This window comes from Mesorhizobium quangtriensis (assembly GCF_040081925.1).
Lineage (GTDB): Bacteria > Pseudomonadota > Alphaproteobacteria > Rhizobiales > Rhizobiaceae > Mesorhizobium_K > Mesorhizobium_K quangtriensis.
In genome coordinates this window covers 328,165-341,727 of record NZ_JBEBMF010000003.1, presented here as the reverse complement: position 1 = coordinate 341,727, position 13,563 = coordinate 328,165, and the positions used below count along the sequence as shown (strand labels likewise).

Genomic DNA, 13,563 nt, shown 5'->3' with positions numbered 1-13,563 from the left:
CCTACGCGGGCTGATATGAGATGTTCAAGGCTGGATAGGGATCAGCCAGTGTCGGATCGAGGCGGCGCCTCGATGTCGACCTCACGCAGGCGCGGATAAAGTCGCGACGCATCTGGGCGCGGTCGATCGTGATGTTGTCCATATGTCTGAGATAATAGACGGCTATCGTATCGGTGAAGGCGCAACGCGGTGCGCCTTCAAACAGGCGGAACAGAAAATCCGTGTCTTCAGCTTGAACGAAACTCTCGTCGAATCCGCCAAGAGCCTCGACCAGTTCGCGCCTGTATATCCCTGACCCCATCTGCACGGTCCGCAGGACGAAACGGCACGAACCCTCGGCCGGCTCGAGGGTTTCCTCGTCGATCAGGTCGGTTTCGCATATCTGCGAATATGTCAGGTCAAGCTGCCTGTCCGCTTCGAAAAGCGCCATATCCCTACGGAAACGGCCCGCCGGTGACACATCGTCCGAGTCAAGGAACGAAATCAGGCCGGTTTCGGGCAAGAGGTTCTTCAAAGCGGTATTCCTCGCCGCAGCGATCCCCCTGTTCGGTTGGCAGAGAAGCCGTATTTCGTGCGCTTCCCGCATGAGCGCTCGGACGACGTCCGTCGTCCCATCGCGAGATCCGTCATCAACTACGATGATGTCGAGATCCGCGTCCTCGCGCTGCCTTAGAAGAGATTGGAGCGCCGCGCCGATATATCGTTCACGATTGTAGGCGGGCACGATAATGCTGATTTTCATGCTTCTGGTCAGTAATGCGAACTAAAGACGCCCCTCCGCCTCGTCCTTTCCGAAGATGCCCTTGACGTCATACAGGATAGCGTTCTGCCTGCCAAAGGCACGCACGCCGTCTGCCCCGATCCCGGCGAATTCACGATGGCCAACCGCAACCACGACGGCATCGTAGGTATTGTCCGCGGGGGCCTTGTCCAGACAGTCCAGACCCGTCTCCTCACGGCATGCTTCCGGCGAAACCCATGGGTCCCACACGTCAACCAGCGCGTTGAACTGCTTGAGTTCCTGGACAATGTCGATCGCCTTCGAATTGCGCATGTCCGGGCAATTTTCCTTGAAGGCGAGCCCCATCACGAGGATGCGACTGCCCACCACGGGGAAACCGCGTCGCATCATCAGGCGGGCGACCTGGTCGGCGACATAGCGGCCCATGCCGTCATTGATGCGGCGGCCTGCCAGGATAACCTCGGGATGGTAGCCGGCCTCCTGCGCCTTGTGCGTGAGGTAATAGGGATCGACGCCGATGCAGTGGCCGCCGACGAGACCGGGCCGGAACGGAAGAAAATTCCATTTGGTCTGGGCAGCCGCCAGAACCTCCAGCGTATCGATGCCGAGCCGGTTGAAGATGATGGCGAGCTCGTTCATCAGCGCGATGTTGAGGTCGCGCTGCGTGTTTTCGATGACCTTGGCAGCCTCCGCGACCTCGATCGAACTGGCCTTGTGGGTTCCTGCCTGAACAATCGCGCGATAGAGCGCATCGACCGCCTCCGCTGCCTCGGGCGTCGATCCGCTGGTGACTTTGGTGATGGTCGTAAGCCGGTGCTGGCGGTCGCCGGGATTGGCCCGCTCGGGGCTGTAGCCGACGAAAAAGCCCTCGTTCAGCTTCAGGCCGGACAGCTTTTCGAGGATTGGCACGCAAACCTCCCGGGTGCAGCCCGGATAGACCGTCGACTCGTAGATGACGACTCCACCCTCGCCCAATGCCTTGCCGACGGTCTCCGTGGCCTTGATCAGGGGGGTCAGATCGGGACGGTTTGCCTTGTCGATCGGCGTCGGAACGGTGACGATGAAGATGCCGCACTCTCGCAAGGCGTCGGGATCATCGGTGAATTCGATCTGGCCGCGCTGCCTCAGATCATCTTCACTCACCTCAAGCGTCGCATCTCGACCCGACAGCAACTCGCCGATCCGCTCGCGGCGGATGTCGAAGCCTACGACGGGCCTGATGCTGGCAAATTCCATCGCCAGCGGGAGGCCGACATACCCCAGCCCGATAACGGCTATCTTGCTGCTGTCCAGATTCATGGCTTCGCCGGCGCCTGCACGTCGGCCAGATACCAATCGATGAAATGCCGCAGTCCGACCTCTATGTCGGTCGCCGGCCGGTATCCGGTCAGGGCGTGGAGCAGCGCGGGCGAGCCGGCCGTACGCAGCACGTCGCCCTGCTGTATGGGAAGCAGGTTCAGGATGGCCTTCTTGCCGAGAATCTTCTCGATCGTCTCGATGTAGCGCATCAGCCCGACCGTCTTGCCGCCGGCGATGTTCACTTCGCGATAGGGTGCGACCGCCGAGAGCGTGTCCGTCGCGCCGGTAACCGGCTTCCCGACCTGCGGCACACAGTCGACCAGCCGCGTGACTGACTCGACCAGATCGTCGACATAGGTGAAGTCGCGCTCATGCTCGCCTCTGCCGAAAACGTCGATCGGCCGGTCGCTCACGATGGCGCGGACGAACTTGTAGAGGGACATGTCGGGCCGCCCGTAGGGGCCATAGACGGTGAAGAAACGGCAGACCGTGGTCGGTATGTTGAAAAGATGCGCATAGGAATGCGCCATTACCTCGCCACCCTTCTTCGTGGCGGCGTAGAGGGAGACCGGGCGGTCCGTGGGGTCGGTTTCGGCGAATTCCGGCTTGTCGGACATGCCGTAGACCGAGCTGGTCGACGCGAACAGGAAGTGTTTCGGCTGCACCGCGCGGCAGACTTCCAGCATGTTCAGCATACCGGTCAGGTTCGAACTGGCATAGGAATGCGGCTGTTCGAGGCTGTAGCGAACGCCTGCCTGCGCGGCAAGGTGTACGACCACGTCCGGGCTCGCCTTGTCGGCCGCCGCGCGAAGCGCAGGGGCGTCCTCGAGCATGGCCTCTACGGCTGCAAAATCCGGTTTGGCCCCCAGGATTTCATGCCGGCGACGCTTGAGGTCGACGTCGTAATAGGGCGTCATGCCGTCGTAGCCGACGACGGAATGTCCCTCGGCGAGCAGCCTGCGCGCGAGATGGAAGCCGATGAAACCGGCCGTGCCCGTAACGAGGAAACGCATCAGTCGGCCACTCCGGGCGCCAGCAGGTAGTTGGCGTGACCCTTGTCGGTGAAGATGCGGCTTACCTGGTAGCCGGTATCCCTCATCCAGTCCATCAGGGCCGATGTGTTGCGGTTGGCGATCTCCACGAAGATCAAGGGTCGAAACCGCCGGATCAGGTCCCGCGAGCCAGCCAACACGCCCATTTCCATCCCCTCGACGTCGATCTTGAGCAGATCGACAGGCCCCGTTACCATCGAATCGAGCGTGGCGACACTGATTTCGCCGTTGGGATCAGGCACCAGGCTGGTGGCCCCAAGTCCGCCGCGACCCGAGAAGTGCAGGCTCATGCGGCCTTCGCCGTCCGACACCCCTACCCCGAGGCGGCAAAGATCGACATTTGCGAGGCCGTTGCGCTCGACAGCGCTCCGCAACGCGGCGGCTGCGGCGGGCAGCGGCTCGAAGGGCAGGACGGAGGCCGCTTTCATCGGTCCGGCAAAGAACACCGTGTGATTGCCGGTGTTCGCACCGACATCGACGACATGAGCGCCCGGCTTCACGACCTTGCGCAATTCCTCCAGTTCCATGGCCTCGAAAAACAGGCCCCGCGACTGTTCGCGCTCGATGCCCGCGTTTCGGCCCGTGTAGGGCAGATGGTAGACGGCGTCGCCGTGGACGACGGGCAGGAACACCGGCTTTTCTTCCAGCCGATGAACAACAACCGCTCTCGCCTCAACATCCAGAGGCTGCGGGTCGTCGATGACATCAAGCAAAGGCTGTGCGGACTTCACGCACCGAGCGTGGTTCCAGAGATCGAACAGATAGTCGAGCCGAGTGCCGCCGCCTATGCGCCCGAGCGTCGCAGCGGCGACCTCTGTCCTGACGAAATGCGCCCGCGGCATCCACCAGTTAAGCAGAGCGTGAGGCAGCCTTTCCGGTTCGTCGAAGGCAAGGCGGCTCAGACGCGCCACCGCTTCGTCACTTCCCGCTACATGTGCTGCACCGAAGATGGCATCGTAGAGCCCGAGGCCGGGCGCAACGAGGTCGAGCGCATCGGCAGACAGGGCCTCGCCGGGACGCAGCACGATCATCCAGTCGGCGCCAGCCTCTCGCGCACACTCCACCGAAGCAATCGCCGAAGCCTTTGAACCGCTATCGGGGGGATCAAGGGAAAGAGCCTGCACGTCTGCGAACCCGCCCTTCACGGCAGGGATCGCAGGCCGAGGACCTGTCTCCGAAATGATTGCGAGGCGCAGGCTCATGTCTTGTCCAGATAGCGGTCCACACCCGGATCGACAGCCTCGAAGCTGTCCGCCCTGCCGTAATTGTCATGGTAGGCGACGAGCGGACCCTCGATGTCGCCGCTGGCATACACACCGAGCTTGAAATAAGGGCCCTTTATCTGGTTGCGGTAGCCGAGGGGGCCTGTGAAGCGGAACAGGCTGTTGCCCTTGAGAAACGCATCGATGGTGGAGTCGCCCTTTTGTGACCAATAGATGCGGAAGACGAAATCCAGCCAACGACCATGCGGCACGTTCGGAATCTCATGAAAGACGTAGCGCATGTCGGGGTCTTGCGATGCGACCGGCGAGAAGGCGCCGGTGAAGCGCAGCGTTCCGTCTAGATAGCGCATCGCCAGCGGCGGCTTGCCGGCGGGGTCGCCGAGTTCGGCCTGGTCATGCCATTGCGCAAGGACGATCCCGACGCCCTTCGGCGGGGAGAAGTCCTGCGGGATAAAGGTGGAGAAACCGTACCAGGTATCGGCCTCGAACGGGGCGTTGTACCAGTCGCGCAGTTCGGCGCGCAGCCCCTGCGAAACGACGTCGCCCGGCCTGATCTCGAAGCGGCAGGCCTTCGTTCCAGTACGCACCACCTCGCTTTGGATTACCGCCGAATAGTCGCGCGGAAGACGGCGCACGCTCCAGCCCGCGAAATCACCGCTTTCGAAGTCGAGCCTGACGGAACGGCTGCCCTCTGGATCACTTTCCAAAGACCGCAGAATGTCCTCGTGCTCCTCGGGAGTCCGTCCCGATGTAGCTATGCGCCGGGCATCGGCTGCGGCCATGCTTGCCTGCCTCATGCTGTGAGTGAATTCCTTGACGGTCAGAGTAAACCGCATGGTCATTTAAGACGTTGAAAGCTCCAGCGGAAGTCCTGCCACGCTTAAGCAGTCCCTAAAGTCAGAGCGGCGCTGCTATTCACAAAACCGTCCCCTACGTCTAATGGTAACCGGGCCCGTCGGACGGTATAAGTTGCGCGGCCAGTCGATACGAAGCGGAAGCGATCAATGCGTGACGGAGTCCAGCAGGCCAACCGTGCCCCGCACATCCTGCTCTACAGTCACGATACGTTCGGGCTGGGGCATCTGCGGCGTTCGCGCGCCATTGCCGAGGCGCTGGTTTCTTCGCTGCAAGGCTCTTCGGCGCTGATTCTGACAGGATCGCCGGTCGCAGGCCGTTTCACGTTCCCGCCAGGCGTCGATCACATCCGCATGCCCGGCGTGGTGAAGACGGTCGATGCCGACTACGTGTCGGAGTCCCTCAATCTCGATATCGAACAAACGACGGCGCTCCGGGCCAGCGTGATCCTGGCCGCGGCGGTCACGTTCAATCCCGATATTGTGATCGTCGACAAGGAGCCGGCAGGCTTTCGCGGCGAACTCACGACCACCTTGGAAATCCTCAAGGAAATGGGGCGCGCCAAGGTCGTGCTCGGCATTCGCGACATTCTCGACTCGCCGGAAGCGCTGAGCCAGGAATGGGAGCGCAAGGGCGCGCTCGACATCGCCGACAAGTTCTACGACCAGTTCTGGGTTTATGGCGATCAGAGCATCTACAACCCACTCCAGAGCCTTGGACTGTCGGACGACTTCAAGAAGCGGATGCACTATACCGGTTATCTGCGGCGCGCCGTACCACACGAGACACCGGCGGCGCTTCCGGACAAGCCTTATGTGCTTGTGACGCCCGGCGGCGGCGGCGATGGGGAGGCGCTCGTCGACTGGACGCTCCGCGCCTATGAAGACGACCCGACGCTGCAGCCCGATGCGCTGATCGTCTACGGTCCCTTCCTCAATGGCGAACGGCGCGCCGCATTCGACCAGCGGGTTGCAGCGCTGGAGCCGCGCGTCACCGCTGTCGGCTTTGATTCCCGCATGGAAGGCCTGATGCGCAACGCCGTGGGTGTCGTTGCGATGGGCGGCTACAACACGTTTTGTGAGATCCTTTCGTTCGACTGCCGCGCGGTCATCGCGCCGCGCACCGTACCGCGCATGGAGCAGCATATCCGTGCGTCCGTAGCCGAGGAGTTGGGCCTCATCCGCATGCTCGACCGCGAGCGTGACGGCGAAGGGCCGGAGGTGATGGCCCGTGCGATCCGCGAACTCCCCTCGCAGGCCCCGCCATCCGGCAGGGCTCCCGCGGGCTTCATGGATGGCCTCGAGAAGATCATCTCACTGACGAAATCCCTGCTCAACGTGCCCGCCAAGGCATGACCGGAAGTCCACTGTCGGCCGGACGACTTGCGATCGTGGTCAAGGGATGGCCGCGCCTGTCGGAAACGTTCATCGCGCAGGAGCTTGTCGCGCTGGAAGCGCGGGGGTTTGCCTTCGAAATCTGGTCCATGCGGCATCCGACCGACAAGAAGCGGCATGCTCTCCACGATGCCCTGAAGGCGAAGGTCCGCTACCTGCCCGAATACCTCTATCAGGAGCCGCTGCGTGTCCTGAAAGGGTTTTTTCATTCAGCTCGCCTGCCGGGGTTCGGCGGCGCCCTGAAACTGTGGTTCGGCCACCTGCTGCGCGAACCGACGCCCAACCGCATCAGGCGCTTCGGGCAGGCGGCCGTGCTTGCCCGCGAGGCATCGCCCGACCTAGCCTTCATCTATGCGCATTTCATGCACACGCCTTCGTCGGTTGCGCTCTACGCCAGCATGATGCGTGGCGTCCCCTGGGGTTTTTCGGCGCACGCAAAGGATATCTGGAAGTCGCCGGAATGGGAAAAGCGCGACAAGCTGGCCCGAGCCCAGTTCGGCGTCACCTGCACGGCGCTCGGCGCGGAACATTTGCGCAGCCTGTCGATCGATCCGGGCCGTCTCGACCTCGTCTATCATGGCCTCGATCTTTCGCGGTTTCCGTCGCCTCCGCCTCCCCGCCCCGCGCGCGATGGTTCGGGTCAGCCGGTGACGATCGTCTCGGTCGGTCGACTGGTGGAGAAGAAGGGCTATGATCTGCTGCTCGACGCGTTGGCGCGGCTGCCGCCATTGCTGAACTGGCGGTTCGTGCACATCGGCGGCGGAGACCTGTCGCAGCCGCTCAAGGCGCGGGCGCAAAAGCTTGGACTTGTTGAACGCATCGAATGGCGCGGCTCGCGGGCGCAGGACGAAGTCATCGCCGCGCTGCGCGAGGCCGACATCTTCGTGCTGCCGTCGCGCATCGCAAGCGACGGCGACCGCGACGGCTTGCCGAACGTGCTCATGGAAGCCGCGAGCCAGGAGCTTCCGATCCTGTCGACACGGGTCTCCTCCATCCCTGAGTTCATCGAGGACGGACGGGAGGGCGTCCTTGTCGAGCATGACGATCCCGATGCATTCACGGCGGCTCTGGCAAAAATGATCGCCGACCCGAAAGGGCGTGCCGGAATGGCCGTCGCTGCCCGCAAGCGTCTCGTCGAGGCCTTTGGCATGGATGCGGGCATCGACCTGCTGTCGGCGCGATTGCGCAGGGCGCTCGGAACGTGAGCGGCGTCGCCTTCTATGCGCCGATGAAGACGCCGGACGACCCAGTGCCTTCCGGCGACCGCACGATGGCGCGCGCCCTTATCGCCGCACTCGAAGGGGCAGGGCTGGGTTCGGTATCGGTGGCCAGCCGGCTGCGCAGCCGCGATGGAGTCGGCGACGCCGCTACGCAGGACCGAATTTTCCGGGAAGCGGAGGCCGAGATCGTCCGGCTTTCCGCAGAACCGAGGCCGGATCTCTGGCTTACCTATCACAGCTACTACAAGGCGCCGGACCTGATCGGCCCCCGCCTTTCAGATCTGTGGAAAATCCCCTACGTGATCGTCGAGGGAACGCGCGCCTCAAGCCGCCTCACCGGGCCCTACGCACGTTTCGCGAGGGCTGCCGAGGCGGCGTGCGATGCAGGCGACATCATCTTCTCGCTGACAGACTACGACCGGGAGGCATTGGAACGCGACCGTGTCGATGGCCAGCGCATAGCACGTATCCGGCCGTTCCTCGCACAGGAGTCGCTGCCGCCGCTCTCGCGCGCCGTTCGTTCTGACACGACACGGTTACTTGCCTGCGCCATGTTTCGACCCGGCGACAAGCTGGCCAGCTATTCGGCCTTGGCGTCGGCACTGGCGCTTGTACAATCGGCGGACTGGACGCTTGATATCATCGGTGACGGGCCGGCACGGGCGGAGGTTGAGGGGTTGTTTTCGCGGTTCGCGGACAGAGTGAGCTTCTTGGGTGCTCTCGATGCCAATGGCGTCGCGGCGCAAATGGGCAAAAGCGACCTGCTTGTCTGGCCGGGCATCGGCGAGGCCTTCGGCATGGTCTATCTGGAAGCGCAGGCGCAGGGCTGCCCTGTCCTGGCCGAAGACAGGCAAGGCGTGCGGGACGTCGTGCGCGATGGCGGATGGCTCGTCCCTGCAAATGATGCTTACGCCTATGCGAAAGCGATCGACAGGCTTGTCGGCAATGCAAAAGAGCTTTTCGCCAAAGGGCAAAGGGCGCGCACGCAGGTCGCGGCCGACCATCTTCTGCCAGCCGCCCGCGCCGCACTGACGGCTGAACTGTCGCCGCTTCTCGGGGAACGACGCCGCTGACCGCCGCCGCGCAACTCCTGCTGCTGCGCCACGGCCATACCGCCTGGAACCGCGCCGGACGCATACAGGGCCGCACGGACGAGCCCCTGGACGAGCATGCGCGCGAACACCTCGCCAGTCTTCGCCTGCCGAAGCAGTTACTGACCGCCGCGCTCGTTTCCAGCCCGCTGGTGCGGGCGGTCGAGACCGCTCGCATCCTCGGCCGCCGCGACCCGCTTGTCGTGCCCGAACTGATCGAGATGGACTGGGGCGGCTGGGAAGGGCAACGTGGCGTGGACTTGCTCGAGGATGGCAATTCAGGCTATCGCCACATCGAGGGGTGGGGATGGGACTTTCAGCCACCGGGCGGCGAAACGCCGAAACTCGTCTGGGGACGCTTGCAGCCTTGGCTTTCTTCGGTCAGGGGGACGGTTCTCGTCGTCTCGCACATCGGCGTCATGCGCGTGCTTCTGGCGAAGGCGACCGGCTGGAATTTTCGCGATACGCCGCCGTTCAAGGTGAAGCGCGACCGCCTGTATCGGATCGACGTGCAGGACGACGGAACGCTCACCCATGACAACGATCCCGTTCGCCTGACTGCCGGCTGATGAGACGCGTCGCCATTATCGTTACGCATTTGCTTGGCACCGGCCATCTCAGCCGGTCGATCACGCTGGCGCGAGCGCTTGCCGATGCCGGCCTTGCGCCGCAACTCATCTCGGGCGGCATGCCGGTCAGGCACCTCGATCTGTCGCGCATCGATTTCGTCCAGTTGCCGCCTGTGCGGTCCGACGGGACGAGCTTCACGAGCCTCCTGGACAGCGACGGCAATCCGGCCTCTCATGACCTCATGCAGGCGCGCGGCGATGCGCTCGTGGCCACGCTTCGCAAGGGCGAGCCCGACGCGCTGATCACCGAACTTTTTCCTTTCGGTCGACGCGTGCTGCGCGAGGAATTCCTGACGGCGCTTGCTGCCACGCGTTCGATGACGCGCCCGCCCCTCGTCCTGTCGTCGGTGCGTGACATACTCGCGCCTCCGTCCAGCGAGAAAAAGGCCACCCAGACCGAGCGATGGCTGTCCGAATTCTACGACGGCGTGCTTGTGCACTCCGACCCCAACGTAGCGGAACTCGACGCCAGTTGGCCGGTGACGCCAAAGGTTGCGGAGTTGCTGCGCTACACCGGGTTCATCACTCCTCCTCCCCCGGTTCCTTCCCTCTTGGACACTCATGGCGCGGGAGAAATCATTGTCTCGGCGGGTGGCGGGAGTGTCGGTCGCAAGCTGTTCGAAACTGCCGTCGCGGCTGCCCGCATCAGCCGCCGTCACTGGCGGCTTCTGGTCGGCGGAGCCGATGCAGATGCTGTCTGCGCGCGGCTGAACGCTCTCGCCAAAGGCGCTTCAGCCGTCGCCGAGCCCGTCCGGGCAGATTATCGCACCATGCTGACACGCTGCGCGGCGGCCATTGGACAATGCGGCTACAACACCGCGATCGACTGGTTGCAGGCCGGCGTACCCGGCGTGTTCGTGCCTTTTGCCGAAGCCGGCGAAGTCGAGCAGACGCTGAGGGCGTCGCTGCTTCGAGATCGCTATGGGTACGGCATGATCGCGGAGGAAGAACTGACCCCTGAAAACCTCGCGGCGGCTGCCGAAAACGCCGTGCGGCAGGGACGGTTCAAGGCGGACGGCCTGAATTTCGACGGCGCGGCCGAGACGGGCCGCATCCTGATCAACATGCTGGACAAACGCGAGTGAACGCCGGACTCCCAGCGACCGTGGCCGAACTGGCGCGCTGGCGCGACGCAGGCCTGCTGCTGCCTGTCTGGTGGCGCGATGACGATGCGATCGAACCCACGCCAGCGCTGGACAGGTTGCTCGCGCTCGCCGAACGCTTTTCCGCACCGCTGCATCTTGCCATCGTCCCGCAACCGGCAACGCGCGAACTTGCCGAGCGCCTGCAGGGCACGAGCGACGTTTTCGCGCTGACGCATGGTTGGAAACACGCGAACCACGCTCCGGCCGACCGAAAGAAAGCGGAGTTCGGAGCCTACCGAGCCCTTTCTGTCATGATTGAGGAAATCACCAGTGGACGAGAGAGGATAAGGGACCTGTTTGGCGACAAGGCGCTGCCGATATTCACGCCGCCGTGGAACAGGATCGCCGACGACATCGTCGGCCAACTCGCCCCGACTGGGTTCAAGGCGATCTCCACCTATATGCCGCGCTCGGGAAGATTTGCCGCCGACGGACTGTTGCAGGTCAACACGCATCTCGATCCCGTCGCCTGGAAGTCCGGCGGCGGGTTGCTCGACCCGGCTTTGCTGGACGCCCAGATGGCCCGCGAACTTGAGGCGCGCAGGACAGGCAGCGCCGACAATGGCGAACCCTATGGGCTTTTGACGCACCACCTCGTGCAGGACGACGCGACGTGGGTGTTCACGGATCGGCTGTTGGATATGCTCGCGGCAAGCAGCGTTGCCCGCTTCACGGCGCCACTCGATGGCTAGTCTTTGGCCCTCATCCAGACGGCAAGCTTCAACCCGGACGCCAGGCCGTCAAGGTCGGCTTCGACAAAATCCGGCGTCCTCGTTGCGACAAAGCCCTGTGACACGGCGGTGTCGAAGGCGGCCCGGGTCGCGATGGCCTGACTCTGAAAGATCTTGTTGGCCTTTTCCAGCTTGGCGCCCAAGTTTACTGTTGCGCCTATGACGGTCACCTCCATCCGGTCACCGTCGCCCACCGCGCCGAAGATTATCGGTCCAGCAGACACCGACAAGCCAAGCCCACAACGCGCAAGTTGAGCAAGGTGCGCGTGTACGTCCCACAGCTCGGCGTCGGCCATTATCGCTTCCATGGCCCTAAGGGCATCCGCCGCATAGGTTTCTGAAGGACGGACGGCGCCAAACGTCGCCATGATCCCGTCGCCCATGAACTTGTCGATGACGCCACCTTCTGCCTGAATGATAGGCACGACGCGGCGCTGATAGTCCGTCAACATCTCGATGGCTTCGGACGGCGGCAGATTTTCGATAAGTCTCGAAAATCCCCTGATATCGACATTCAGGATTGCGGCCTCGCAAGCCCTGCCCTCACCCGGCAGAATGCCATTCTCGCCGGAGCGAATGTCCTCCACGACGCTGCTGTCAAAGAACCGCGAGAGCCGCCGCGCGGCCATTGTTTCGGTCGTCGAGCTGATCAGCAACGCACGCCCCCGGTAGAGCGCCACCGCCAGCGTGATGGTCACCAGAACCATCGCCAGGATCTTCTCAAGCTCCGCCCCCGGCAGGATCGCGTTGCCTGTCGAATATTCGATGAAATCGCGAGCAAAACGGGGGCCTGCAGGATCGCCGAGAATGGCGTAACCAACGATCACAAGCCAACCCAGCACTGCGGCCGCCCCGGAAACCAGCACAAAACGAGGGTCGAAACGCAACGCCCGCAAGACAATGAACACGAAGACGAACGTCATCGTCGGGGCCTTGAGGTAGAAGGAGGGAGGTTGATCCAACAGGACATGGAACCCCCAGATCACCACATAGAGCAAGGTCATGTCGAAGACGATGGAGCCATAGACGGCCCAGTTCGGCAGACGTCGGCGGGTGGCCCAGAACAACAGGATCCCGTTGACTACCATGTACGTCCCGACGGCATAGGGTATGAAAACTATGTCGACGTTCCGGACCTGCGGTGAAAGCAGGTAAAGAGCGCCCCACACCGCAGCGATGACCAGTTGGATGATTTTTGCCAGAACCTCGCCACGGTTTTCCTGCTCGCGGACCGCGCCTTCGACCTGGGTGGGCAACGTCTTGGTGGTGCGTGGGCCTAGCACAGGACCCAGCCAGCGCCTGTAGCGCGTTGGCAGAGAGATCACTTCCCGTCGTGCCCCGGGCGCGGGTAAAGGTGGAAGTGCTGGCCCTGCCTCACGGCGAACGAGTTCGGGTAGGCCTTCCGCGCGGCCTCCTCGATCGCGCGCTGGTCGATGTCGTCGCGCATGTGCATGTGGTGGTACATGCCCCACCGATGAACGCCGGCTTCGGCGCACATCTTGCCAACGTGGTCCCATGTCGAGTGGCCGAACTTGACGTAGCGCGGATACTCCTCCGGCGTATATGTCGTATCCAGCAGGGCAAGGTCGGCGTTTCGCGCCAGCCGCCGCACCTCGTCATCGCCATGCCCGCCGTCGTGCTCGAAGTCGGTCAGGTAGCTGAACACGGCTCCCTGCCGCTCGACACGATATCCGACCGCACCGTTGGGATGGTTCAGCGAGCCGGTCACAAGCGCGACGTCGGCCGATGGGCGCAAAACGTCGCCGGGCGCGAATTTGTGATACTCGACGTCCGCGCGCATGTAGTCCTTGGTGATCGGGAAGTAAGGCGGGCGGAAAATGCCATCGACGAGTTGCTCGGGCGTGGAACCGTCCTGCATGTGGCCGGCCCAGATGCGCAGCTTCGCCTTGTTCCAGAAAGCAGGCAGGAAATACGGCAGGCCGATGATATGGTCATAGTGAACATGGCTGAAGAAGAGGTCGATATGAGTGACACCCTCCTCCAGCAATGACTTTCCGAGCGGAATGATGCCGCTGCCGGCATCGAAGATCATGACGCCTGCGCCGGCCCTGACTTCGACGCACGAAGTATGGCCCCCGAACTCAAGCGCCTCCGCGCCGACCATCGGAAAGGTGCCACGCGCGCCCCATACCCTGACATCGATAGCAGGCGTCAACGACAT

Annotated in this window: 13 protein-coding genes; 6 read left to right on the top strand and 7 right to left on the bottom strand. The window is 63.2% G+C overall.

The window, feature by feature from the left end:
- Position 1: 1 nt before the first annotated feature.
- The 5 genes from ABMA32_RS17395 to ABMA32_RS17375 are packed head-to-tail and all read right to left on the bottom strand — an operon-like array spanning position 2 to position 5,113.
- On the bottom strand, positions 2-742 hold the full coding sequence (locus tag ABMA32_RS17395) for a glycosyltransferase family 2 protein (protein ID WP_349015073.1): 741 nt from the start codon (positions 740-742) through the stop codon (positions 2-4).
- 21 nt (positions 743-763) lie between these two features.
- Positions 764-2,041, bottom strand: coding sequence for a nucleotide sugar dehydrogenase (locus ABMA32_RS17390; protein ID WP_349015072.1), 1,278 nt, complete (start codon positions 2,039-2,041; stop codon positions 764-766).
- Positions 2,038-3,054: an NAD-dependent epimerase/dehydratase family protein gene (locus tag ABMA32_RS17385; protein WP_349015071.1), complete on the bottom strand. Its 1,017-nt coding sequence runs from the start codon at positions 3,052-3,054 to the stop codon at positions 2,038-2,040. Before ABMA32_RS17385 ends, ABMA32_RS17390 begins: the two co-directional genes overlap by 4 nt.
- On the bottom strand, positions 3,054-4,295 hold the full coding sequence (locus ABMA32_RS17380) for an FkbM family methyltransferase (RefSeq protein WP_349015070.1): 1,242 nt from the start codon (positions 4,293-4,295) through the stop codon (positions 3,054-3,056). The genes ABMA32_RS17385 and ABMA32_RS17380 overlap by 1 nt, the downstream gene beginning before the upstream one ends.
- On the bottom strand, positions 4,292-5,113 hold the full coding sequence (locus tag ABMA32_RS17375; protein ID WP_349015069.1) for a polysaccharide lyase family 20 protein: 822 nt from the start codon (positions 5,111-5,113) through the stop codon (positions 4,292-4,294). Before ABMA32_RS17375 ends, ABMA32_RS17380 begins: the two co-directional genes overlap by 4 nt.
- Before the next feature lie 207 nt (positions 5,114-5,320).
- Here ABMA32_RS17375 and ABMA32_RS17370 point away from each other — a divergent pair, with 207 nt between their 5' ends.
- The 6 genes from ABMA32_RS17370 to ABMA32_RS17345 are packed head-to-tail and all read left to right on the top strand — an operon-like array spanning position 5,321 to position 11,342.
- Positions 5,321-6,526 (top strand): glycosyltransferase family protein, encoded by a 1,206-nt coding sequence (locus tag ABMA32_RS17370; protein WP_349015068.1) that lies wholly within the window; start codon positions 5,321-5,323, stop codon positions 6,524-6,526.
- Positions 6,523-7,770, top strand: a complete 1,248-nt coding sequence (locus ABMA32_RS17365; RefSeq protein ID WP_349015067.1) for a glycosyltransferase family 4 protein — start codon at positions 6,523-6,525, stop codon at positions 7,768-7,770. The genes ABMA32_RS17370 and ABMA32_RS17365 overlap by 4 nt, the downstream gene beginning before the upstream one ends.
- Positions 7,767-8,858: a glycosyltransferase family 4 protein gene (locus ABMA32_RS17360; RefSeq protein ID WP_349015066.1), complete on the top strand. Its 1,092-nt coding sequence runs from the start codon at positions 7,767-7,769 to the stop codon at positions 8,856-8,858. Before ABMA32_RS17365 ends, ABMA32_RS17360 begins: the two co-directional genes overlap by 4 nt.
- On the top strand, positions 8,855-9,445 hold the full coding sequence (locus ABMA32_RS17355; protein WP_349015470.1) for a histidine phosphatase family protein: 591 nt from the start codon (positions 8,855-8,857) through the stop codon (positions 9,443-9,445). The genes ABMA32_RS17360 and ABMA32_RS17355 overlap by 4 nt, the downstream gene beginning before the upstream one ends.
- A complete protein-coding gene (locus tag ABMA32_RS17350; RefSeq protein WP_349015065.1) occupies positions 9,445-10,590 on the top strand; it encodes a glycosyltransferase family protein in 1,146 nt (381 codons plus the stop codon). The genes ABMA32_RS17355 and ABMA32_RS17350 overlap by 1 nt, the downstream gene beginning before the upstream one ends.
- A complete protein-coding gene (locus ABMA32_RS17345) occupies positions 10,587-11,342 on the top strand; it encodes a polysaccharide deacetylase family protein (RefSeq protein ID WP_349015064.1) in 756 nt (251 codons plus the stop codon). The genes ABMA32_RS17350 and ABMA32_RS17345 overlap by 4 nt, the downstream gene beginning before the upstream one ends.
- Here the strand turns inward: ABMA32_RS17345 and ABMA32_RS17340 are convergent.
- Entirely contained in the window at positions 11,339-12,706 is a 1,368-nt protein-coding gene (locus tag ABMA32_RS17340) for an adenylate/guanylate cyclase domain-containing protein (RefSeq protein WP_349015063.1), read from the bottom strand. The genes ABMA32_RS17345 and ABMA32_RS17340 overlap by 4 nt on opposite strands.
- Complete coding sequence (locus ABMA32_RS17335) at positions 12,703-13,563, bottom strand: MBL fold metallo-hydrolase (protein ID WP_349015062.1); 861 nt, start codon at positions 13,561-13,563, stop codon at positions 12,703-12,705. The genes ABMA32_RS17340 and ABMA32_RS17335 overlap by 4 nt, the downstream gene beginning before the upstream one ends.